The following is a 21,092-nucleotide window of genomic DNA, read 5'->3' as shown; positions in this document are numbered from 1 at the left end:
AAAGGGGGAAGCGATGGAGCTGACTACGCTGCAGAAATACCAGGACCTGGCGCTGGCCTACGCCAGCGACTTCGGCGTGAAGGTGCTCGCGGCCATCGCCTTCTGGGTGATCGGCCGCTGGCTGATCCACATGGTGGTGCGGATGGTGCAGGCGTCGCTCGGGCGGCAGAAGGTGGACCCGACGCTGCTGCGCTACGTGGGCTCGATCATCACGGTCACGCTGAACGTGGTGCTGGTGATCGGCATCCTCGGCTACTTCGGCATCCAGACCACCAGCTTCGCCGCGTTGATCGCTGCCGCGGGTGTGGCCATTGGCATGGCGTGGTCCGGCCTGATGGCCAACTTCGCCGCCGGCGCCTTCCTGATCGTGCTGCGCCCCTTCAAGGTGGGCGACTTTGTCACCGCGGCCGGGGTCACCGGCACCGTGCGCGAGATCGGCTTGTTTGCCACCACGCTTGATACGCCCGACAACGTGTTGACCGTGGTCGGCAACAACAAGATCTTCGCCGAGACCATCCAGAACTTCACGGCCAACCCGTCGCGCCGCGTCGAGCTCAAGGCGCAGCTGGCGGGGAGCACCGACCATGCCGCGGCCATCGCCTTGCTCAAGCAGCATGTGGCGGCCATCCCCAATGTGCTGGCCGCTCCGGCCGTCGACGTGGAGATACTGGAATTCACCCTTGTCGGGCCGGTGCTGGCGGTGCGCCCGCATTGTCACAACGATCATTACTGGCAGGTGTACTTCGACACCAACCGCGTGATTCGCGAATGCTTCGGCGAGGCCGGTTTTGCCGCGCCGATGCCGGCGCAACTGGTGGTGATGCAGGCCGCGGCCAGTCACGCTGGCGAGCCGCCGCGCGCTCAGGTGGCAGCCACAGCTTAGCCCGCACTCACTTCGGCATGGCGCCCCGTCGGACACCTATGGCTTCTGGTGTCGGGCGGGGCGCCATTGCCGTTTTTGGCTCGCCCTGGATTGGCGCGCGCAACGCGGTATCTTCCCGTTGACGAAGCCGTTAATCCGTTGTAGGCAGTGCGGCGGATGGCCCCGCCGGACTCGCCGGCTTGCAGTTGCCCGTTTTGTGGGCAGTCCGATGGGGTCCGCGTGCTAGAGCCATTTGCGGAGCTTGTTGACAGTGTTATCCACATAAAGTGTGGATAACACTGTGGGGCGGTAGCGGGGGGAGGAATGCGGCCCGGCGGGTTTGTCAAGCCTGGAGTCCAGGTTTTTCCTGGCGCTGCAAGGGACGGCGGCGGCCGGGGCGGATGCCCTGCCAGCTTGTGCTGCCAGCGTGGGATCGGCGAAACGCTTCGCCGGAAGTGATCGGCATGGCACAGGCCGGCCTGTAGCCAGCCGTCGCGATGTGTCTTGCCCGCGGTGCGCTCAGCCACCCGGTGCCATCCCCGGCGCATCCGGCTCACGCCGTTCCAGGCTGGCGTAGGCATCGGCCGCGATCACCCCGAACATGATGTGGGCGAACAGGCTTTCCCACCCGCGCGCCTCGTCGAACCAGTTGAAGTACCGGCCCATCACATAGAAATTCACCAGGTAGACCAGCACCCCGAACACCGCGCCCACCAGCGTGGCCATGCCGATGCTGGAATCAAAGCGGAACGACGCAATGAGCATGGCAAGGATCGTCGCCAGCACGATCGACAGGCCAAAGTGCACGATGCCCGCGGCCAGCACGATGGTCCAGCTGAACGCGTCTGCGGAGGCCAGCGCCTCCCGGCCCAGCATGAGGGCCGCCACCATCTTGACCGTGCCCCACGCCCCCTGGTACAGCACAAAGCGCGCCGTCAACAACTCCAGCACGACGTACAGGGTGCCCGCGATCAGGCCCGCAATCGCAGCGGTGCGCCAGTCCGGCGCGCGGCGGGCGAAATGGTGCGGCTGCATATGCAAATGGAGTTCCATGAACGGCTCCTTCTCACCAGCGGCCTGAAAACCAGGCCCTTGTGATAGTTCTAGCCTATCCACTGGAAATGCCAAGGCCGCGAGTGCGCGCGAAGCGCCTCGGCCGGCAGCTCGGGTGACGAGAACGATACGGGACGGATGGGCCTGGAAACGGCCCCGTCTTCAGGCCGCGGCTTGCGGCGCGAGCTTCACCACCAGTTCGCCGCCGCCATAGGCGGCCACGACCGTATGGGCGCCGGCCGGCACATCGAACGGGCGTGTGAGCGTGCCGGTGGTCACCACGGTTCCCTTGCGCAAGGTGACGCCGCGCTCGGCGGCATGCGCCAGCAGCGATTGCAGGGCTTCCAACGGGTAGACCGCGTCGTCGCCGGCAAGCGGCTGCGCGCACGCCACGCCATCAAGCGCCACGCTGGCGCTCGCGCGCACGTCTTCCATGCTGTCGGTGCCGATCCGGGGGCCCAGTACCAGCGCATGGAAGCCCACGTTATCGCCGGCAAAAGCCGGCATGCCCACCGCAACGCGGTCCTCATAGCGCGACAGCACCACCTCGACGGCAACCTGCGCGCTTTCGATCAGATCGGCCAGCGCTGCCGGTGCCAGTTCGGCCTGCAGGGGCGCGACGTCGCGCGCCAGCCGCACGGCGATCTCGAATTCGATGGTCACCACCGCACCCGTGGGGACCGGCACCGTATCGCCCGAGGCATAACAGCGCGATGCCCCCACCTGGCCCACCAGCGGGCGCGCCAGCTTAGCGCGCCGCAAGGCGTTGGCACTGCCGACACCCAGCTTCCATCCCACCACCGGGTCCCCCAGGGCCGCGATAAAGCGGTCCTGCACGTCATAACCGCCGGCGAGCGTCGCCGGCTTGGCATCGGCGGGCAGGTCAGCGAATTGCACGCCGCGCCGCAAGGCATCGGCCAGCAGCATCGCCGCGGGGCCGGGGTTGAAGGGTGCGCTCACAAATTCTCCTGGGTGATCGGTGATGGAATGGTGGAATGATGGATTGTTCAATAGCGGGGGCTGGCCAGTGCGCAGCAAGGAAACGCTCAGAAGCGATGGCGCTCCGAGCTGCGCCCCACGATCGACGCACCCGCGATCAGCTCCTTGAGCAGGGCCTGCGAGGCGTTTCCGCTGGTGCGGTACGGATCGAGCTCGCCGTGGGCGGAGTACTTCAGGATGGTGGCCATATTGACCTTGCTTGTATTGACCAGGCCCATCGCCCAGCCGGCAAACTCGCGCTCGAGGATTTCCTCGTAGTGGAGCAGCACCACGTCCTGATGGCGCGCGTCCCGGCCGATTTGCTGGTACAGGCGCGAGACTTCAGTGCGGCCGCCTTCCAGTGCCTGCATGAAGATGCCGTTGCCGTAGCACAGCACGCCGGTGATGCCGTGCTTTGGGTTATTCGCCACGCTGGTAGCGATGATCGCGTCTACCAGCGCGGGATCGGCCGGCTGGCATGCGCGGCTGGCGTAGAGCAGGCGTACGAGCATGTTGTCTCCACTGGGTTGGCGTGCGTGGCGGTGAATGGCGCTGGCTTAGTCGCGCGTCCGGTTCAGCAAGGTCAGGAACTCTCGGCGCAGGCTGTCATCCTTCAGGAACGAGCCGCGCATCACGCTGTTGGTCATCTTGGCATCGGTATCGCGCACGCCGCGCCAGTGCATGCAGAAATGCTCGGCTTCCATGACGATGGCCAGCCCGTCCGGGCTCATCTTTTCCTGCAGCAGGTCGGCCACCTGGGTCACGGCTTCCTCCTGGATCTGCGGGCGGCACATGATCCATTCGGCCAGGCGCGCATACTTGGACAACCCGATCAGGTTGGAATGCTGGTTGGGCATCACGCCCACCCACAGCTTGCCGATGATGGGGCACAGATGATGCGAGCAGGCGCTGCGCACGCGCAGCGGGCCCACGATCATCAGCTCGTTGATCCGCTCCGCGTTGGGGAACTCGGTCACATTGGGCTGGTTGACATAGCGGCCCGCGAAGATCTCCTTCAGGTACATCTTGGCCACGCGGCGCGCGGTCTCGCGGGTGTTGTGATCGTGCTCGATATCGATCACCAGGCTGCGCAGCACCTCTTCCATGCGCGACTGCACTTCATCGAGCAACTCGTCCAGTTCGCCGGGCTCGACGTACGCGGAGATATTGTCGTTGGCGTGGAAGCGCTCGCGTGCCGCCTGCAAACGCGACCGTATGCGGGTCGACACACTACCCAAGGCCTCCTCGAGGCCGGGGGCGGGTGCTTGGTGGTCGGATTCCATATCGTGCGGTTCGTGGCTGTCGTTGAAGGGTCGTTGAAGGATCGTTGAAGGCTCGGCGAGCAGGCGGGCATGGCTTGCCGCTACCCCCTTGGCCCGCATGGCCTCCGGTTGCCTCTGTGCGCTTACTTTACAACAATATCCTACGCCGGCTCCGACTAGCCATGGGTGCGTGGCACGCAACAGCGCGGGGGCTGGGAAGAGGGAGCCGGCCAGATCACGATGTGGCTGGGCCGCAGCGCGGGCGCGGGCCCTTGGGAGGGACCGCTACAGCGCGGCTTGCATCAAAGTGGCGGATGCCGGGCAGGTTTCGCGGGACAACGCGGAATCGAGCAGTTCCTGGGGCATGCAGGCGCGCTCCACGCGCTCAAAGCCCAGCCGGGCAAAATAGTCGACGGCGGTGGTAGTTTGCAGCACCACGGACTGCACGCCGCGCGTGCGGGCCTCGGCCAGCATCGCAGCCACCAGCAATTCGCCAAGGCCCGCCGAGCGCGCACGCTCGGCCACGGCGACCGAGCGCAGCACGGCCACTTGCCCATAGTTCTCCACGCCGGCGCAGCCGAGTAGGCCAGCGTTGTCGCGTACCACCAGGAAATTGCCGATTTGCTCCGTTACGCCGTCAACCGGCAAGCCGCAAGCTTGGAGCAGATCCTGTATTTCCTTACTGTCTTTTTCGTTTGCATAGTGCGGGCGCATGTTGCCCTCCTGCCCTTCGGGCTGTTCTTCGTATCTTAAGTTCTGACTAGCTTTACGGTGCCTAGGGATAGTTCTTAAGTAGATTCGCGTACTGGACAGTCGGCATGATCGATTCCGTCCGGAAAAGCACTATCCGGGGCCTGTGGATCCGGGTTTTCACTGGTTCGCTATCGTCTTGGGTGTGCGATAGCGAGCGTCGCTCTTGCCCGCGGGCGCCGGCGTCGTCCACCTGGTCTTGCTGCAATCGCTGGCCAATTCGAGTAGCGCCAGCAGCCGAGGTCGAAATTGCAGGTGGCCTTGCACAACAAGGCCACGCGCTGGAGCTGGATCGCCTACCTGCGCCCCAACATCGTGTGGAGCGTGTTCGCCCTTGTGACCGGCACCTACGGCCTGTACCGCCACACGTAATTTCATCGGCAGCAAGAGAGCGAGCAAGGTATTGGACAGCTCACTCTCGATCCGGCCTGAACGTTGGCGAGCCCGCCAGCGGCATCTTCCGCGCGGCAATAGCTGCGCCTAGCCCATCGCCCGCGCCGAACTGCTCACCGCCCGTGCGCACTGCAACAGCGGCGGCCCGAGCTTGCGTTCCGCTTCCTCGCGGGTCCAGCGGCCGGTGGGCGCCACCAGGTGGATCGCGCCAAGCGGCCGTCCATTGCCCCCGATCACCGGCGCGGCAAGGGTCATGTCGCCAAGGAACAGCTCCTCGCTGTTGACCGCGTACCCGCGCTGCCGGGTCTCGCGCAGCTTCTCCATGATGTCCGCCACTGCCGTGCAGGTGTGGACCGTATGCGCGGTCCGCGCCGAGCGCTCGATCACGGCGCGCGCTTCGTCGTCCGGCAGCACACTCAGGTAGGCGCGCCCGGAGCCGGTGCAGTACATCGGGATACGGCTGCCGATCGGCATATGCACCGGCACGAAGTGGGCGCTGACAAAGCGCGCGATATAGACCATGTCGAGCAGGTCCGGCTCCGTCAGGCACGAGGTCTCGGTGGTGACCTTGGTCAGCTCGGAAAGGAAAGGGTTGGCCACCTCGATCAGCGGGTTGGCGGCCAGGTAGTTGAAGCCGATTTCCATCACGCGGGGTGTCAGCTGGTAGCGCCGTGTTTGCGGATGCTTGCGCAGGTAGCCGAGCTGCTCAAGCGTGAAGACCATGCGCTGGGCCGAGCTCTTGTTGATGCCGGCCGCATCCGCCACGTCCGCAATCGTCATGGTGCGGTGCTGCGCGCTGAAGGCGCGCAGCACCGCAAGTCCCTTCTCCAAGGACTGGTTGAACAAGAGGCTGGCGGAATCGTTGGCTTCAGGTTGCGACATTGGTGTGCTGAAAAAGGCATTTAATCATGTTATAGAATCGCATATCGATTCTAATAAAGCAATTACTGGTTAACGACAATTAATTTTCGAGCGCTAGTAATTGAAAATTGGCATGCTCATTGCATAAGTCGGTGGGTCGCCCCAATCCGGGCGCCTTTTGTTCCCTTCCGCCAGGAGTGTCCGCATGTCTCGATTCACCATGTTCCGCCGCGCCGCACTAATCCTGTGCGCTGCCAGCACCGTTTCGTTCGCCTGGGCCCAGGGACCGGCGCCGACCTACAACGTGGGCGCGACGGCCACCGGCGTGCCGTTCACCTTCCTGGACGTGAAGACCAACACCATCCAGGGCATGATGGTCGATACCGTCACGGCCGTCGGCAAGGCGGGGGGCTTCAACGTCAATGTGCAGCAGACCGTTTTCTCCGCGCTGATCCCGTCGCTCACCTCCAGCAAGATCGACATCATCTCGGCTGCCATGCTCAAGACGCCGGCGCGCCAGCAAGTGGTGGACTTCAGCGATCCGGTCTATGCATACGGCGAAGGCCTGATCGTCAAGGGCGACGACAACAAGGCCTATGCCTCGCTGGACGAACTCAAGGGCGAGATCGTGGGGGCACAGGTGGGCACGGTCTTTCTCGACATGCTCAACAAGAAGGGCATCTTCAAGGAAGTGCGCAGCTACGACTCGGTGGCGGACATGACGCGCGACCTGACGCTGGGCCGCATCAAGGCTGGCCTGGGCGACCAGCCCATCATCGCCTACCAGATCCGCCAGAATGCCTTCCCGGGCGTGAAGCTGGCCGCCAGCTACAAGCCGGTCAACGTCGGCGACGTTTGCCTGGTCGTGCGCAAGGGCGACACCGAGACGCTGGCCCGCATCAACAAGGCCATCGCCAAGATCAAGGCCGATGGCACGCTGGCCGGCATCATCCAGAAATGGAACATGTGAGCTCACATGGACGCCAATTTTTTCCAGCACGCGCGGGAGTTCCTGCCGATCCTGCTGCAGGGCGCGGTGGTCACCGTCGAGGTGACCGTCCTCGCCTTCGTGCTCAGCAGCTTGCTCGGGCTGGCGCTGGCGCTGATGAAGCTATCGCCTGCGCGCACGCTGTCGTGGGGTGCGTCCGGCGTGATCAATGTGATCCGCGGGCTGCCCATCATCGTGCAACTGTTCTACATCTACTTTGTGCTGCCGGATGCGGGCATTCACCTGACAGCCTTCCAGGCCGGCGTGATCGGCCTGGGCATCGCTTACTCGGCCTACCAGGCGGAGAATTTCCGCGCCGGCATCGAGGCTGTCGACCCGGGCCAGCGCGAGGCCGCGCAGGCCATGGGCATGTACGGCAACACGCTGGTGATGATGCTCAAGGACTCGTCGCTGGTGTCCACCATCACCGTGGCGGAGATGACGCGCGCGGGCCAGCTGATCGCCTCGTCCACGTTCCAGAACATGACGGTGTACACGCTGGTAGCGCTGCTCTACCTGCTGATGAGCTTGCCGCTGGTGTTCGGGCTGCGCCGGCTTGAGCGCCGCCTTGGCGCGGGGAGGAAAAAGCCATGATCCGGATCGACAACCTGCAGAAGTACTTCGACGATCACCACGTGCTGCGCGGCGTGAGCCTGCATGTCGACGCGGGCGAGGTGGTCTGCCTGATCGGCCCGTCCGGCTCCGGCAAATCGGCCCGTCCGGCTCCGGCAAGTCCACGGTCCTGCGTTGCATCAATGGGCTGGAGTCCTACGAGGGCGGCGAGATCCGAGCCTTTGGCGAGCGCGTGGACCGCAGCGGCAAGGACATCCACCGGCTGCGCAGCCGCATGGGCATGGTGTTCCAGCGCTTCAACCTGTTCCCGCACCGCAGCGTGCTGGAAAATGTGATGGAAGGCCCGGTGTACGTGAAGGGCGAGAGCCGGGACAAGGCGCGCGGCGAAGCCATGGAACTGCTGGAAAAGGTCGGCCTGGCCGCCAAGGCGCAGGCCTATCCACCGCAGCTCTCCGGCGGGCAGCAGCAGCGCGTGGCGATTGCCCGCGCGCTGGCGATGCGGCCCGAAGCCATGCTGTTCGACGAGCCCACCTCGGCGCTCGACCCGGAGCTGGTGGGCGACGTGCTGGAAGTCATGCGCAACCTGGCGCGCGAGGGCATGACGATGATCGTGGTGACGCACGAGATGGGGTTTGCGCGGGAAGTGGCGGATCGTGTGTGCTTCCTGCACAGCGGCACCATCGTTGAGGAAGGCGCGGCCGCGCAGGTGCTGGGCGCGCCCAGCCACGCCTGCACGCAGGACTTCCTGCGGCGCGTGTTGCATAAGCCGGTGGCAGCGGCGGGGGACCTGGCGCCATGACCTCCAGCCAGTTCACGGCAAGCCGGCCGGCCCCGGCTACCGCGATGCCTATGCCATCTTCCCTGTGGGCGGCCACCGCCCCAGCTGCGCCGCCCACGCCCGCGCTGCGCGCATCGCTGAACACCGACGTGCTGGTCATCGGCGCTGGCTTCACCGGCCTCTCGACCGCGCTGCACCTGGCCGAGGGTGGCGCGCGCGTATGTGTGCTGGAAGCCAACGAGCCGGGCTGGGGCGCGTCCGGGCGCAACGGCGGCCAGGTCAATCCCACGCTCAAGCACGATCCGGACGCGCTGGTGCGCCTGTTCGGCGCCGCCCGGGCCGAGCCGTTGATCGATGTGGTGTCGCGCTCGGCCGACCTGGTGTTCGACCTGATCGCGCGTCACGGCATCGATTGCCAGCCCGTGCGCAGCGGCTGGCTGCAACTCTCCTATTCACCGGGCGCCGTGCCCGCAATGCATGCGCGCGCCGAGCAATGGGCGCGCCGCGGGGCGCCGGTGGAAGTGCTGGACCGCGCCGCGGTAGCGCGGCGCGTGGGCACGCAGGCCTTCGCCGGCGGCTGGCTGGATGGCCGCGCCGGCGCCATCCAGCCGCTGGCCTATACGCGCGGGCTGGTCAGCGCCGCGCAGCAGGCGGGCGCCGCGGTGCATGGCGGCACGGCGGTGACGGCGCTGGAGCGCCAGGGCACGCAATGGGTGGCGACGACTTCCTTGGGCACCACGGTGACGGCCACGCAGGTTGTGATCGCCACCAACGGCTACACCGGCCCGTTGTGGCCCGGCCTGGCGCAAACGGTGCTGTCGGCCAACAGCTTCATCGTGGCCACGCAACCGCTCCGGGACGCCGAGGCGCAAGGCATCCTCACGCAAGGCGAGACGGCATCCACCTCACAGCGGCTGCTGCTGTATTTCCGCAAGGATGCGCAGGGGCGCCTGCTGATGGGTGGCCGCGGCTTCTTTGCCGATCCGCGCGGGCCGCAGGACTTTGCGCACCTGGAGCGCTCGCTGGAGCTGCTGTTTCCGCAACTCGGTCCGCTCTCCTACGAGTACCGCTGGGCAGGGCGTATCGCGATCACGCGGGATTTCATGCCCCACGTGCATGAGCCCGCGCCGGGCGTCGTCATGGCGCTGGGCTGCAATGGGCGGGGCATCGCGCTGTGCACCAGCCTGGGCCAGCATATCGCCGCGCGGCTAGCGGGCAAGGGCAGGGATTTTCCATATCCCATCACGCCCGTGACCGGGATTCCGCTGCATGGCCTGCAGCGCTTCTACATTGCAGCGGGTGTGGCCTGGTACAGCCTGCTGGACAAGCTAGGTTGAGGCCGGCGGCCTTTAGAGCAGCAGCGTGGCCAGGGCCGGCACCAACGCCAGCGGCATCACCAGCGCGCCGATGCGCAGGAACTGCAGCGCCCCGACGTGCTGGCCCTCGCGCCGCAGCGCAGCCAGCCACAGCAGGGTCGCCAGCGAGCCGGTGACGGACAGGTTGGGCCCGAGGTCGATGCCGATCAGCACCGCGTCGGTGACTTGCGTGGAGGCATGGCTGGCCGCCAGCGCCGAGGACGCGAACAGTCCGGCCGGCAGGTTGTTGACCACGTTGGATACCAGCGCCACCGCGCCGCCGGTCACCCAGACGCCGGCCGTTGGCGACTGTTGCGACAGCGCCTGCACCAGGTGGGCGAGCTTGCCGATCAGGCCGGTCTGCTCCAGGCCCGCCACCAGCACGAACAGGCCTGCCACCAGTGGCAGCACGCCCCAGGAAATCTCGCGCAGCGCCGGCAGGCACAAGCCGGGGCGGCAGGCGCAGACCAGCAGCAGCGTCGCCACGCCGGCCAGGCAGGTCGGCCAGCCCAGATCGGCGCCCCGCAGCGAGGCCATCAGCAGCACCAGGCCCATGACCACGATGCCGGCGGCAGTCAGCTTGGCCTCCAGCGTCAGCGGCGGCACCGGCACGTCGGTCGCGATGCGCTCGCGCAGCGCGTCGCGCTGGGTCCAGTAAAGCGCGGCAAAGGTTGCCACGATAGCCACCAGTGACGGCAGCGTGAAGCGCGCCAGCCAGCCCGCCAACGAGGGCATGTGCTCGCCGAAAATGACCAGGTTGGCGGGGTTGGAGATCGGCAGCACGAAGCTGGCGGCGTTGGCGATAAACGCGCAGCTGTACAGGTAGGGCAGGGGATGCTTGACCTTGGCGGCGCGGGTGGCGGCCAGCACGGCCGGCGTGAGCACCACCGCGGTGGCATCGTTGGACATGAACACGGTGACCAGCGTGCCGAAGCCATAGACCAGCATGAACAGCCGCCGCGCCGACCCCCCGGCCTGGCGCACCGCCACGGCCGCCACATGGTCGAACAGCCCGGTCTTGCGGGCCAGTTCCGACACCAGCATCATGCCGCCGAGAAACAGGTACACATCATAGCCGCGCGCCACGGCGGCCATGGCGTCAGGCACTGCAAGCAAGCCGGTCACGCACAGCAGCAGCGCGCCCGCGACGGCCCAGAAGGCCTCGGGCAGCCGGAACGGCCGCATGATGACGCCAACGGTGGTGGCGGTTGCCACCGCCCAGATCAGGGGGCCACTGTAGGGGGAAAGATCCATCTCAGCCTTGCGGGTGGCGGTTCAGGTTGTGGGCGGCGCTGCACTGGACGGCGCCGCGGCTGGGGCCGGGCTCGCCGTTTTCAGGGGTTCGGTCGAGCCGCCGCTGTCGGTGAGTGCCGGGTCCGCCGCCGCGTCGGCCTGTGCCGATGGTGGCGGGAAGCCGAGCGAGGCGATGCCGTGGCCGCCGTCCGCATATTCCGCGTAGACCCAGTCGTCGCCGTTGCGCACAAGGTTCTTGGGCGCAACGAATTCCGCCTCGGGCTGGCCTGCCAGGCGGCCTTCCATGTAGCTGGCCCAGATCGGCAGGGCCGTGGTGGCGCCAAATTCGTGCTGGCCCAGGCTGCGGTTGTCGTCGAACCCCATCCACGCAGGCTGTTCATCACATAGGCATTGCGCTCGGGAATCACGCGGTGCGGCTGGGGCTCGCTGTCGGCAGTAAACAGCACCTGGCCCGCACCGTCGCTGATGCGCTCGATCAGGTAGGGCTCGGTGCGGTAGCCTTCGCTGGCGAAGACGCCATAGGCGGCGGCCAGGCGCAATGGCGTGGTGGTGCCGGTGCCCAGCGCCATCGGCAGGTAACGGGGCAGGCGCTGCTCGGAGAAGCCGAACTTTCCCGCATAGTCCACCGCATAGGGAATGCCGATGGCCTGCAAGGTGCGGATGGCGGGCAGGTTGCGCGACTGCGCCAGCGCCTGGCGCACGCTCACCGCACCCAGGAAGCGGCCGTCGTCGTTGCCCGGCTGCCAGCGCGACGACGCATCCAGCGGCGCGTCGTTGATCTGCGTGGTGGCCGACACGCCGCGCTCGAGCGCGGCGGAATAGATGAAGGGCTTGAAGGTCGAGCCCGGCTGGCGCAGCGCCTGCGTGGCATGGTTGAAGCGGCTGGTGGCAAAGTCGGCACCGCCGATCATGGCCTCGATGGCGCCGGTTTTGCTGTCCAGCGAGACCAGCGCCGCCTGCGGCGCCGCGGCTTGCTGGCCCTGGGCAATGCCATGGCGCTTGCCGTACTGGTCGAGGCCGGCGTGCACGGCCTCGTAGGCCAGGCTTTGCCTCACCGACGATACCGTGGTGTAGACGTTGAGGCCCCGCGTGTAGGCGGCTTCGCCAAAGCGGTCGTAGGCGAGCTGGCGGGCCAGCTCCGCCACGTACTCGGCATGCCCGTCAAAGCGGCCGTTATGCGAGCCGGCCACCTTCAGCGTTTCCGCGCGGGCCGCCTGGTACTGCTGGTGCGAGATCATGCCCAGCGCCTGCATCCGCCCCAGCACATACTGCTGGCGCAGCTTGGCGCGCGGGAAATTGACCACGGGATTCATCGTCGACGGCGCCTTGGGCAGGCCGGCCAGCATCGCGGTTTCCGCCAGCGACAGCGCATCCAGCGGCTTGCCGAAGTAGGCCTGCGCCGCGCTGCCAAAGCCATAGGCATGCTCGCCCAGGTAGACCTGGTTCATGTACAGCTCGAGGATGCGGTCCTTTGGCAGGGAGCTGTCGATCTTCCAGGCCAGCAGGATTTCATACCATTTGCGCGAGAGCGTTTTCTCGCGCGACAGGTAGAAATTGCGCGCCACCTGCATGGTGATGGTGGAGGCGCCCTGGGCGTAGCCCTCGCCGATATTGGCCAGGGCGGCGCGGAAGATGCCGGCAATGTCCACGCCGGCGTGCTGGTAGAACTGATCGTCTTCCGCCGCAAGAAGGGCGTTGGACATTGGCTTGGGCATGCGCTCCAGCGGGACGAATTCGCGGTGCTCGTTGCCGAACTCGCCAATCAGCACGTTGTCGCTGGTAAATATCCGCAGCGGCAGGTCGGGACGATAGTCCCGCAGCGCATCGACGGCGGGGAGTTGACGAAGGCTCACCACGGCGGCGAACCCAACTAGCAGGGTGGAGGCCGCAGCCAGCGCCAGGGTGACGCTTGCTGCTTTTACAACGACTCTTTTCATGCGCGCATTCTACCTTGGGGCGAAGGCCGGGAAACCGGCCACGCCGTCCGGGGCTTCCGGCGTGGCCGGTTGCGCGCCATCGATCCAGGGCGCCTGCGGTGCCTCCGGCACGATCGGCCGGGCGCCGGGACGGCCGACCTGCTGCGCGAACTCCGCCAGCGCGTGCCAGGTCTCGGGCTGCTCGATGATGGTGAAATGGTTGGTGCCCGGCATCATCTGCCGCACTACCTGGCCGGGCCAGGCCGCGATCAGGCGCTCCGAGCATTCGTGCGGCACCACCTCGTCGACCTCGGCCAGCAGTACCTTGGTGCTCTGCACCACCTTCTTGCAGTGGGAGATCGAGTCGAAGTGATGGCGCATCAGCTGGCGCAGCGGCACCAGCGGAAAGCGCTTGCGCACGATCTCCAGCAGGGAGTCGTAAGGTGTGATCAGCTGCAGGCTCTCGAAATCCTGCAGGTCCGCCAGCTGGATGGCTACGCCCGTGCCCAGGCTTCGGCCCACCACGTGCACGCGCGTGCCCGGGAACCTGCGGCGCAGGTGCAGCAGGAACTGGCTGGCATCCGCCACGGCGGCCGCCTCGGAGGGCTGGCCGTCAGAGTGGCCCAGCCCGCGGTAGTCCATGGTGGCAAAGCCCACGCCTGGCGGCAGCCAGGCCAGGTGTCGCATGGTGTCCAGCACGTCCTCGCCGCGGCCGGGCAGGTAGAACAGCAGGTCGCGCGCAGTTTCGGCATCGCGCACGGTTTCCCCGGTCTGCGCGTCCTGGACGCCCTGGGCGCCGTACACATAGCCCCGCAGGAAGCCTCCCGGCACCTCGTGCGAGTAGGCGGTAATGCCCTCGGGCAGCTCCCGGGGCGGACGGCGGCGAGCGTCGAACAGCAACCTGTCCTGGTTCAGCGTGAGGTAGGTCCAGTAGCAGGTAAAGCCGCCTGCTGTCAGCAGGACGGCGGCGATGGCCTTGCGTGAATGGGGTGGCATGGGTTCGGAGGGTTTGTTCAGCCTGGCTTTTCAGCACAATGCGGGGGGGGCGTGTCCTGGCGTCTCCTGGATCATTTTCCGGGGGGCACGGCATTCGACCGGGCAACCCGCGCGCAAGTTCTCGTCCGATTCTTGTACGATACGCCTCACATCAACGGCGGCCGGTGCGGCCGCGCACGGAGCCAAGGGCATGAGCGAACAAAACGACCAAAACGAGCAGAAAGACCTGCAGAACGACGAAGAAAACCGCGCGGAAGAAGCCCGGGCGATGGAGCGCGTAGTCAACGCCACCCGCCAGGTGCAGGTGGCCTTTTCTGCACTGCAGGGGCAGTTTGCGCCGCAGGGCAGCGGCAAGCCGTCAAAGATGGCGCTGCAGACCTTCGACGCGTCGCTGCAGGCGCTGGAAGATGCGCAAGCGGCATTTGACGACGTGCTGAACGACCTGCTCGACGGCAAGCGCTGATTCCGGCGGGCGCCGCATCCGGCGCTCGCGCGATGCGCACACTGCGCTGGACTTGAACGTCGGCGGATCGGTCCTTTACGCCGGCGTCAAAGACTGCGGGGCGCAGCCGATGCGCTCGCGACTCCAATCGGCAAATTCGGCCAATGTCCGCCGCGCCTCGGGCAAGAACGGGAACAGCGTGAAGACGTGCACCGAATCCTCGACTACGCGTAGCGTCGTGTCCACCCCACCGGCGCGCGCCTTGTCAGCCAATCGCGTGGCATCGCTCTGGAGTACCTCGCCCTGCGCGACTGCAAGGAACAGTGGCGGAAGGCCGCGCAGGTCCCCATACAGCGGGGATACGAGCGGATCAGTCGGCTCGTGACCCTGGAAATACGACGCGCCAAGCAGGCATAACGAGTCCCGGTGCGCTGCCGGGTCGTCTCCGGAGCGGGCCTGGACAGTCGGATCGCTCAACGTCAGGTCGGTAAAGGGACAGACCGCGAAGACGCCGGCGGGCGCAGGCAAGCCAGCGCTGCGGATCGCGATGGCGAGGGCCAGCGCCAGTCCACCGCCCGACGACTCGCCACTGAGGAAGACCTGTCGAGAAGGGACTCCGGTAGCGAGAAGGCCACGGTAGGCATCCAGGGCATCGTCGACGGCGGCAGGATAGGGGTGCTCGGGGGCCAGGCGGTAGTCGACCGTGTAGCAGGCCCCGCCGGCTGCTGCGGAAAGCCGATGCGCATATTCCAGCGAACTGCGCGCTGAACCCAGCACATATGCGCCGCCGTGGAAATGCAGCACGACGGGGCTATCTGTTGACGCTTCGGCAGCGTCTACCCTGAGAGCCTGCACGCCGTGGAGTTCGACTTTCTCCATGGACACGTCGCGCGGCACCGGGAAGTGGCTCAGCAGCATGCGGTCATAGGCCTCGCGCATGCCATCGTGGCCGCGAGCCACGTCTTCTGGCGTGAATGTATTTTTCCAGATGTTGAATGCGCGCTGGCTCTCGGGCCGCTGCATGCGCTTGCCCTCGCGGGCATTGGCGATGCCCACCACTTCGTCGGGAGCTTGCTGAGCTGCCAGGCGTTCGTCGTGTCCCCATACAAAGGCCCAGGAGGTCTCGGCAAGCGGATCGATACGCGCCATCCCTTTCCAGCGGCCATTTCGTACGCGCACGCGCTCCGGATCGGCTTCGTGCGCCATTTTCACAATGGCGCGGGCTCCGGCCTGTACACGCGTGGTGCGTGGTTGCCGGCGGCGCTCATACTCGAGCAGTCGTTCGGCGATGCTCGCGTTGCTCTGCCTTGCCAGCGTGACCGCCAGGGTCCAGGCGTCCTCGATGGATTGGCATGCGCCCTGCGCGAGGAACCTGCGCGAGGAAGGGCACCATGGCATGCGCAGCGTCGCCAAGCAGCGTGATGCGGCCAGTACTCCACTGCTCAATCGGATCCCGGTAATACATGCCCGTGATAAAGCTGGTCTCCACCTGATCGAGCAATGCGGTAACCGTCGGCTCGGCTCCCTGGAATGAGCGTCGTAGTTCCTCAACGTTGCCGTTGGTGCTCCAACTCTCGCGATGCACTTCCCCCGCCGGCACGGACGCGAGAATGCTGTAAAGGTCCGGACGCACCCAATACGAGATCACGGTGCGTCCCGGGCCGAACCAGTTGTTGCCTCGCACGGGAAGCGGCAGCCCTGCAAGCTTGTGGGCAGGGATCAGCGCGCGCCACATCAGAATGTTGGCGAACTGCGTCTTTTCCGGCCCCCGAAGCGCTGCACGCACGGCCGAGTGAATGCCATCGGCACCGACCACGACGTCTGCCTCGAGCCGCTCCCCTCCGACAAGATCCACCCACGCCTGATCGGCAGTCTGGCCAATCCTGGCGACCTTTGCGCCGAGCCGGACCGCGCTTGCAGGCAGCCCACGCGCGAGGATGTCGATCAGGTCGGCGCGATGCACGTTGTACATCGGCGCACCATAGCGATCGGGTTGCGTGGCAACAGCAGCAAGGGCTGCCTCGACGCCCAGTTCACGCAGCACAAGTGCGCCATTGCTTGCGATCTGTATGCCGGCGCCCACCTCCGTCAATCTTTCCGCCNGTTCGAGAACTACCGCATCAATGCCGTGGTGCCGCAGCGCCTGCGCCGCACAAAGCCCTCCGATGCCCGCGCCTACAATGATCACTCGCATGTCGATACGCTCCTTGCTGGTAAGTAAGTGGTATTGTTTAATTAATGTAATTCACTTAACTAGAGATGGCATCAGTGAAAACCCTGAGGGCTGACGGTTTGGAGACGCGGGCTCGACTCAAGCAGGCGGCACAGCGGCTATTTGCCCTGCGCGGCGCTGAGGGCGTGACAGTGCAGGAGATCGTGTCGGCCGCGGGCCAGCGGAACAACGCCGCATTGCACTATCACTTTGGATCCAGGCGCGACCTGCTCAAGGAGTTGGTGCTCGACGGCGCGCAGCGCATCGATGCCCGGCGCCAGGCCATGCTTGACCAGATGGAGGCGGAATGATCGCGAGTGTGCAGCTGACCGATCGCGAGCTGCTCCGGGAGGCCGTAGGCGACACGTGGAACAAGGGTTATCGGCGCTGCCTGGCGCACCTTGCGGTGCTGCTGCCCTTGATCCCGCCCGCGATCCTGCATCAGCGGCTCTCGCTGGTTGGCATCTATGGCAGCGCAGTCTGGGCGGCGTGGGAAGCCGCCATGGACTTGCAGATCGCCAATCGATTCTGGGAGCCGGCTTATAGCGTATCCAATGTACTGGACACGCTGCAGGCTATGTTGGAGGCGCCGCCATCCGCGTCGACGCTCGCGCTGCTTGCGCCGTCACCCGCGGGCAGCGATCAAACGTCCCCGCCGAAGTAGCGGGCTGGCGCATTCCCCGGGGAAGTCCCTTCAACCATCACAACGGGAGGGGCCGGGCGCGAAGCGCGCGTACCGCGGACATGGGTGTTGCACCAGACTTCCGGGTGGCGCGCGCGCGTTGCGCTGGCGGCATATGATAAGGTTTGGCGGCAAGGTCGCCACGCCGCCAGACAGGCCGGCGCGAAAGACGGCCTGACCCGGCCACACCGGGATCCAGAACAGGAGACCTGCCGCCATGAGCAGCACGCTTGCCAGCCACGCCGCAACGCCGGACGCCGACCCGGAGCGCCGCATCCTGATTGCCCGCGCGCACGCGCGCTCCACCGGTTTCGGCCTTGAGGCCAGCCACGCGGTGGACTATCAAGCGCTGGGCCTGCGCACGCTGCACGAACTGGTCGACGCCAACCAACTGCTGTACAGGCACGCGCTGCCGGTCATGGAAACCCTGCACGCGCAGATCGCCAATACCGAGAGCATGGTGCTGCTGACCGATAGCGGCGGCGTGATCCTGCACAGCCTGGGCGACGGCGATTTTGCCGACCGGGCCAAGCGCGTGGCCTTGGCGCCGGGCGTATCGTGGGCGGAGTCGAGCAAGGGCACCAACGCCATCGGCACCGCGCTGGCCGAGGCCCGGCCCGCGGTGGTCCATGCCGACGAGCATTTTCTGCGCGCCAACCGCATGCTGACCTGTTCCTGCGCGCCGATCGCCGGGCCGTTTGGCCAGGTGCTGGGCGCGCTCGATGTGAGCGGCGATCATCGCGGTTTCCACAAGCACACCATGGCGCTGGTGCGCATGTCCGCGCAGATGATCGAGAACCATCTGTTTGCCACGCATTTCACCGATGCCGCGCTGGTACGCTTTCACGCGCGGCCGGAGTTCGTCGGCACGCTATTCGAAGGCATGGCGGCGTTCTCGGCCGATGGCACCTTCGTGGCGGCCAACCGCAGCGGGCTGTTCCAGCTCGGCTTGTCGCCCGATACGCTGGACCGCCAGAGTTTTGCCGCCTTGTTCGGTATGCCGCTGGGCACCGCGCTCAGGCAGGGGGGAGAGGCGTGCGGCCAGTTGCTGACGCTGACCCTGCCAAGCCGCGTGCTGGTGTTCGCCCGGATGGCGCTGCTCGCACCGCCGCGTCGCGCGCCCGCGCCGGCCGCGCGTCCATCGGCCCCGGCATCCTCCCCGGCGCATGCCTCGGCGCTGGCCGCGCTCGATACCGGCGACGCCCGCATGGCCGCCGTGCTGCAGCGGGTCGACAAGGTACGCGGCCGTGACATCCCGATCCTGGTGCTGGGCCGCACCGGTACCGGCAAGGAATGGCTGGCGCGCGCCATCCATCGCGACTCGCCACGCGGCGCAGCGCCATTCGTCGCCGTCAATTGCGCGTCGATTCCGGAGTCCCTGATCGAGGCGGAACTGTTCGGCTACGAGGACGGTGCCTTCACCGGCGCGCGCCGGCGTGGCAGCCCGGGCAAGCTGGTGCAGGCGCACGGCGGCACCTTGTTCCTTGACGAGATTGGCGACATGCCGCTGGCGCAGCAGGTGCGGCTCATGCGCGTGCTGCAGGAGCGCGCCGTGACCCCGCTGGGCGGGGCCCAGGCGATTCCCGTGGACCTGCGCATCATCTGCGCCACCCACCGCGACCTGCGCGCGATGATCGCGGCGGGCACCTTCCGCGAGGATCTGTACTACCGCATCAATGCGCTATCGGTGACGCTGCCCGCGCTGCGCGACCGTACGGACCTGCCGGTGCTGGTGGCGCGCATCCTGACCCAGCAACTCGCGCAGGCGGAGCATGGCGATGCGCATCCAACCCGCGTTGCCGAGGATGTGCTGGCGCGCTTCGGGCGCCATCCCTGGCCGGGCAACCTGCGCCAGATGGTCAACGTGCTGCGCACCGCGGCCATCATGGCCGAAGGCGAAGGAGAGATCCGCGCGGAGCATTTGCCGGAGGATTTCGAGTGCGAGCCGATTTTCGCGGAGGATAGGGACGCGGCGCCAGCCGTCATGCCCGTGACGCCCGCCAGCCCCCCCGAGCGCCTGCGCGATCGGGAAGCCGCCATGATCCACCAGGCGCTGGCGCGCCACGGCGGCAATGTCAGCCAGGCAGCGCGCGAGCTCGGCCTGTCGCGCAATACGATTTACCGGCGGCTGAATCGCAGTTAAATCGCGGCTGAATCGCGGTTAAGTTGTGGCGAATTGGCGCGGTTTCACTTCATGCCGGCGCTTCATGGCGCCGGCTCCCGCTCCAGCCGTGCCGCCTCTTCATCGCTGAACAGCTCCGAGCGCGTCAAGAACCGCAACCCGGTAGGCCCCTCCAGCGAGAACATGCCGCCCGATCCCGCCACCACGTCGATCACCAGCCGCGTGTGCTGCCAGTACTCGAACTGCGCGCGCGGAGCTCGCCGTCCGGATAGCACATCGGCGCACTGCCGTCGCAGCAGCCGCCCGACTGGTGGAACATCAACGCCCCGTGCTGCGCGCGCAGGCGCTCGATCAGCGCCAGCGCGGCGGGCGTGGCGACGACGCGCTGCACGGCGTCGGGTGACTCAGTGTTGGGCATCGGGCGGCTCCTTGCCTTCAGACGGCAACTTCAGACGACAACTTCAGGTAGCAAGCTTCAGTCAGCAAACGTCAAGCAGCAAAATCCATCACGACCCGGCCTTCGATATCGCCGGCGCGCATGCGCGTGAAGATCTCGTTGATCTTCTCCAGCGGCGCGGTGGAAACCGTCGCCTTGACCGCGCCGTGCGCGGCGAAGTCCAGCGATTCCTGCAAGTCGCTGCGGGTGCCGACGATGGAGCCGCGGATGGTGATGCCTTTAAGCACCACGTCGAAGATCGGCGTGGGGAAGTCGCCGGGCGGCAAGCCATTGAGCGCCACCGTGCCGCCACGCCGGACCATGCCGATCGCCTGGCCGAACGCCTTGGGCGAGACCGCCGTGACCAGCGCGCCGTGCGCGCCGCCGATTTCATTTTGCAGGAAGGCCACCGGATCGGTGGTGCGCGCATTGACCGTCACCTCGGCCCCGAGCTTGCGGGCAAGCTCGAGCTTCTTGTCATCGATATCCACCGCCGCCACGCGCAGCCCCATGGCGCGCGCATATTGCACCGCCACATGGCCAAGGCCGCCGATGCCGGAGATCACGACCCATTGGCCGGGTCGCGTGTCGGTGACTTTCAAGCCCTTGTAGACGGTCACGCCCGCGCAAAGGATCGGCGCGATCTCCACGAAGCCCACGCTGTCCGGCAGCAGGCCCACGTAGTTGGGATCGGCTACCACGTATTCGCCATAGCCGCCGTTGACCGAGTAGCCGGTGTTTTGCTGCTTCTCACACAGGGTCTCCCAGCCTTGCAGGCAGTGCTCGCAATAGCCGCAGGCGCTGTACAGCCAGGGCACGCCGACCCGATCGCCCTCCTTCACGCGGGACACGCCAGCACCCACGGCGGACACATAGCCCACGCCTTCATGGCCGGGGATAAAGGGCAGGGTGGGCTTGACCGGCCAGTCGCCTTCGGCGGCGTGCAGATCGGTGTGGCAGACGCCGGAAGCTTCGATCTTGACCTGGATCTGGCCGCGCCCGGGTTGCGGCACGGGCACTTCATCAATTGTGAGCGGGGCGCCGAATTCCCGCACCACGGCGGCTTTCATCATCGCTGTCATCTCGACTCCTGATTCTGTTGGCAAGGACGCCCGCGCCGCGCGGCGGCAGGCCGGCAGGGGCGAGCGTCACGTCGATCATGTCATGGGCGCGCGCGCC

18 protein-coding genes and 4 pseudogenes are annotated in these 21,092 nt (G+C 66.5%); 9 read left to right on the top strand and 13 right to left on the bottom strand.

The window, feature by feature from the left end:
• Nucleotides 1-13 precede the first annotated feature (13 nt).
• On the top strand, nucleotides 14-883 hold the full coding sequence (locus tag OR16_RS14705) for a mechanosensitive ion channel family protein (RefSeq protein WP_006158741.1): 870 nt from the start codon (nucleotides 14-16) through the stop codon (nucleotides 881-883).
• A gap of 498 nt (nucleotides 884-1,381) precedes the next feature.
• Here the strand turns inward: OR16_RS14705 and OR16_RS14700 are convergent, their stop codons facing one another.
• The 6 genes from OR16_RS14700 to OR16_RS14675 all read right to left on the bottom strand — a co-directional run bounded on the left by OR16_RS14700 (nucleotide 1,382) and on the right by OR16_RS14675 (nucleotide 6,180).
• A complete protein-coding gene (locus OR16_RS14700) occupies nucleotides 1,382-1,915 on the bottom strand; it encodes a hypothetical protein (RefSeq protein WP_006158740.1) in 534 nt (177 codons plus the stop codon).
• Nucleotides 1,916-2,077: 162 nt separating this feature from the next.
• On the bottom strand, nucleotides 2,078-2,875 hold the full coding sequence (locus OR16_RS14695; RefSeq protein ID WP_006158739.1) for a fumarylacetoacetate hydrolase family protein: 798 nt from the start codon (nucleotides 2,873-2,875) through the stop codon (nucleotides 2,078-2,080).
• 86 nt (nucleotides 2,876-2,961) lie between these two features.
• Complete coding sequence (locus tag OR16_RS14690; protein ID WP_006158738.1) at nucleotides 2,962-3,405, bottom strand: BLUF domain-containing protein; 444 nt, start codon at nucleotides 3,403-3,405, stop codon at nucleotides 2,962-2,964.
• A gap of 45 nt (nucleotides 3,406-3,450) precedes the next feature.
• The gene (folE, locus tag OR16_RS14685; RefSeq protein WP_043419790.1) at nucleotides 3,451-4,176 is read right to left on the bottom strand and encodes a GTP cyclohydrolase I; all 726 of its coding nucleotides are present in this window, start codon (nucleotides 4,174-4,176) and stop codon (nucleotides 3,451-3,453) included.
• A gap of 264 nt (nucleotides 4,177-4,440) precedes the next feature.
• Nucleotides 4,441-4,869 carry an arsenic resistance N-acetyltransferase ArsN2 gene (arsN2, locus tag OR16_RS14680; RefSeq protein ID WP_006158736.1) on the bottom strand — a complete coding sequence of 143 codons (429 nt, stop codon included), beginning with the start codon at nucleotides 4,867-4,869 and terminating at the stop codon, nucleotides 4,441-4,443.
• A gap of 516 nt (nucleotides 4,870-5,385) precedes the next feature.
• The gene (locus OR16_RS14675) at nucleotides 5,386-6,180 is read right to left on the bottom strand and encodes an IclR family transcriptional regulator (protein WP_006158734.1); all 795 of its coding nucleotides are present in this window, start codon (nucleotides 6,178-6,180) and stop codon (nucleotides 5,386-5,388) included.
• 184 nt (nucleotides 6,181-6,364) lie between these two features.
• Here OR16_RS14675 and OR16_RS14670 point away from each other — a divergent pair, with 184 nt between their 5' ends.
• The 4 genes and pseudogenes from OR16_RS14670 (at nucleotide 6,365) to OR16_RS14655 (ending at nucleotide 9,835) form a co-directional block, all read left to right on the top strand.
• The gene (locus OR16_RS14670; RefSeq protein ID WP_043419760.1) at nucleotides 6,365-7,129 is read left to right on the top strand and encodes an ABC transporter substrate-binding protein; all 765 of its coding nucleotides are present in this window, start codon (nucleotides 6,365-6,367) and stop codon (nucleotides 7,127-7,129) included.
• A gap of 6 nt (nucleotides 7,130-7,135) precedes the next feature.
• Complete coding sequence (locus tag OR16_RS14665; protein WP_006158732.1) at nucleotides 7,136-7,741, top strand: amino acid ABC transporter permease; 606 nt, start codon at nucleotides 7,136-7,138, stop codon at nucleotides 7,739-7,741.
• Nucleotides 7,738-8,519 (top strand): annotated as a pseudogene (locus OR16_RS14660) (amino acid ABC transporter ATP-binding protein). The gene OR16_RS14665 and the pseudogene OR16_RS14660 overlap by 4 nt, the downstream one beginning before the upstream one ends.
• A complete protein-coding gene (locus tag OR16_RS14655) occupies nucleotides 8,516-9,835 on the top strand; it encodes an NAD(P)/FAD-dependent oxidoreductase (RefSeq protein WP_006158730.1) in 1,320 nt (439 codons plus the stop codon). The pseudogene OR16_RS14660 and the gene OR16_RS14655 overlap by 4 nt, the downstream one beginning before the upstream one ends.
• Nucleotides 9,836-9,847: 12 nt before the next feature.
• Here OR16_RS14655 and OR16_RS14650 read toward each other — a convergent pair whose 3' ends face one another.
• From OR16_RS14650 to OR16_RS14640, 3 genes and pseudogenes are all read right to left on the bottom strand, one after another.
• Nucleotides 9,848-11,107 (bottom strand): arsenic transporter, encoded by a 1,260-nt coding sequence (locus OR16_RS14650; RefSeq protein ID WP_006158729.1) that lies wholly within the window; start codon nucleotides 11,105-11,107, stop codon nucleotides 9,848-9,850.
• A 21-nt stretch (nucleotides 11,108-11,128) separates the two neighbouring features.
• Nucleotides 11,129-13,044, bottom strand: a pseudogene (locus tag OR16_RS14645) (penicillin-binding protein 1A).
• 9 nt (nucleotides 13,045-13,053) lie between these two features.
• Nucleotides 13,054-14,019 carry an alpha/beta hydrolase gene (locus OR16_RS14640; RefSeq protein WP_006158728.1) on the bottom strand — a complete coding sequence of 322 codons (966 nt, stop codon included), beginning with the start codon at nucleotides 14,017-14,019 and terminating at the stop codon, nucleotides 13,054-13,056.
• 190 nt (nucleotides 14,020-14,209) lie between these two features.
• Between OR16_RS14640 and OR16_RS14635 the strand changes: the two genes are divergently transcribed.
• Entirely contained in the window at nucleotides 14,210-14,482 is a 273-nt protein-coding gene (locus tag OR16_RS14635; protein WP_006158727.1) for a hypothetical protein, read from the top strand.
• A 75-nt stretch (nucleotides 14,483-14,557) separates the two neighbouring features.
• Here the strand turns inward: OR16_RS14635 and OR16_RS48245 are convergent, their stop codons facing one another.
• Nucleotides 14,558-15,874 carry an alpha/beta hydrolase fold domain-containing protein gene (locus tag OR16_RS48245; protein ID WP_006158726.1) on the bottom strand — a complete coding sequence of 439 codons (1,317 nt, stop codon included), beginning with the start codon at nucleotides 15,872-15,874 and terminating at the stop codon, nucleotides 14,558-14,560.
• A gap of 22 nt (nucleotides 15,875-15,896) precedes the next feature.
• Nucleotides 15,897-16,655, bottom strand: a pseudogene (locus OR16_RS45785) (FAD-dependent monooxygenase); the annotation flags it as partial.
• Nucleotides 16,656-16,729: 74 nt separating this feature from the next.
• On the opposite strand from OR16_RS45785, the gene OR16_RS45780 reads away from it, so the two are divergent.
• From OR16_RS45780 to OR16_RS14620, 3 genes are all read left to right on the top strand, one after another.
• Nucleotides 16,730-16,984, top strand: a complete 255-nt coding sequence (locus tag OR16_RS45780; protein WP_050982978.1) for a helix-turn-helix domain-containing protein — start codon at nucleotides 16,730-16,732, stop codon at nucleotides 16,982-16,984.
• Nucleotides 16,981-17,337 (top strand): hypothetical protein, encoded by a 357-nt coding sequence (locus OR16_RS45775; RefSeq protein ID WP_050982977.1) that lies wholly within the window; start codon nucleotides 16,981-16,983, stop codon nucleotides 17,335-17,337. Before OR16_RS45780 ends, OR16_RS45775 begins: the two co-directional genes overlap by 4 nt.
• A gap of 235 nt (nucleotides 17,338-17,572) precedes the next feature.
• A complete protein-coding gene (locus OR16_RS14620) occupies nucleotides 17,573-19,498 on the top strand; it encodes a sigma-54-dependent Fis family transcriptional regulator (RefSeq protein WP_006158724.1) in 1,926 nt (641 codons plus the stop codon).
• Between the two features lie 62 nt (nucleotides 19,499-19,560).
• On the opposite strand, the pseudogene OR16_RS14615 reads toward OR16_RS14620, so the two are convergent.
• Both OR16_RS14615 and adhP read right to left on the bottom strand, forming a co-directional pair.
• A pseudogene (locus OR16_RS14615) lies at nucleotides 19,561-19,895 on the bottom strand (DUF779 domain-containing protein).
• Nucleotides 19,896-19,966: 71 nt separating this feature from the next.
• Complete coding sequence (gene adhP / locus OR16_RS14610) at nucleotides 19,967-20,995, bottom strand: alcohol dehydrogenase AdhP (protein WP_006158721.1); 1,029 nt, start codon at nucleotides 20,993-20,995, stop codon at nucleotides 19,967-19,969.
• Nucleotides 20,996-21,092: the final 97 nt, after the last annotated feature.

It is taken from the genome of Cupriavidus basilensis OR16, from assembly GCF_000243095.1.
Lineage (GTDB): Bacteria > Pseudomonadota > Gammaproteobacteria > Burkholderiales > Burkholderiaceae > Cupriavidus > Cupriavidus basilensis_D.
The sequence above is the reverse complement of the archived record's forward strand: the minus strand, read 5'-3'. Positions and strand labels throughout refer to the sequence as shown.

Bases quoted from the DNA above. Each gene is read 5' to 3' on its own strand.
- adhP (WP_006158721.1), bottom strand. From the start codon at position 20,995: ATGACAGCGATGATGAAAGCCGCCGTGGTGCGGGAATTCGGCGCCCCG.
- arsN2 (WP_006158736.1), bottom strand. From the start codon at position 4,869: ATGCGCCCGCACTATGCAAACGAAAAAGACAGTAAGGAAATACAGGAT.
- OR16_RS14705 (WP_006158741.1), top strand. From the start codon at position 14: ATGGAGCTGACTACGCTGCAGAAATACCAGGACCTGGCGCTGGCCTAC.
- OR16_RS14635 (WP_006158727.1), top strand. From the start codon at position 14,210: ATGAGCGAACAAAACGACCAAAACGAGCAGAAAGACCTGCAGAACGAC.
- OR16_RS14620 (WP_006158724.1), top strand. From the start codon at position 17,573: ATGAGCAGCACGCTTGCCAGCCACGCCGCAACGCCGGACGCCGACCCG.
- OR16_RS14700 (WP_006158740.1), bottom strand. From the start codon at position 1,915: ATGGAACTCCATTTGCATATGCAGCCGCACCATTTCGCCCGCCGCGCG.
- OR16_RS14640 (WP_006158728.1), bottom strand. From the start codon at position 14,019: ATGCCACCCCATTCACGCAAGGCCATCGCCGCCGTCCTGCTGACAGCA.
- OR16_RS14670 (WP_043419760.1), top strand. From the start codon at position 6,365: ATGTCTCGATTCACCATGTTCCGCCGCGCCGCACTAATCCTGTGCGCT.
- OR16_RS45775 (WP_050982977.1), top strand. From the start codon at position 16,981: ATGATCGCGAGTGTGCAGCTGACCGATCGCGAGCTGCTCCGGGAGGCC.
- OR16_RS14655 (WP_006158730.1), top strand. From the start codon at position 8,516: ATGACCTCCAGCCAGTTCACGGCAAGCCGGCCGGCCCCGGCTACCGCG.
- OR16_RS14675 (WP_006158734.1), bottom strand. From the start codon at position 6,180: ATGTCGCAACCTGAAGCCAACGATTCCGCCAGCCTCTTGTTCAACCAG.
- OR16_RS14690 (WP_006158738.1), bottom strand. From the start codon at position 3,405: ATGCTCGTACGCCTGCTCTACGCCAGCCGCGCATGCCAGCCGGCCGAT.
- OR16_RS14650 (WP_006158729.1), bottom strand. From the start codon at position 11,107: ATGGATCTTTCCCCCTACAGTGGCCCCCTGATCTGGGCGGTGGCAACC.
- OR16_RS14665 (WP_006158732.1), top strand. From the start codon at position 7,136: ATGGACGCCAATTTTTTCCAGCACGCGCGGGAGTTCCTGCCGATCCTG.
- folE (WP_043419790.1), bottom strand. From the start codon at position 4,176: ATGGAATCCGACCACCAAGCACCCGCCCCCGGCCTCGAGGAGGCCTTG.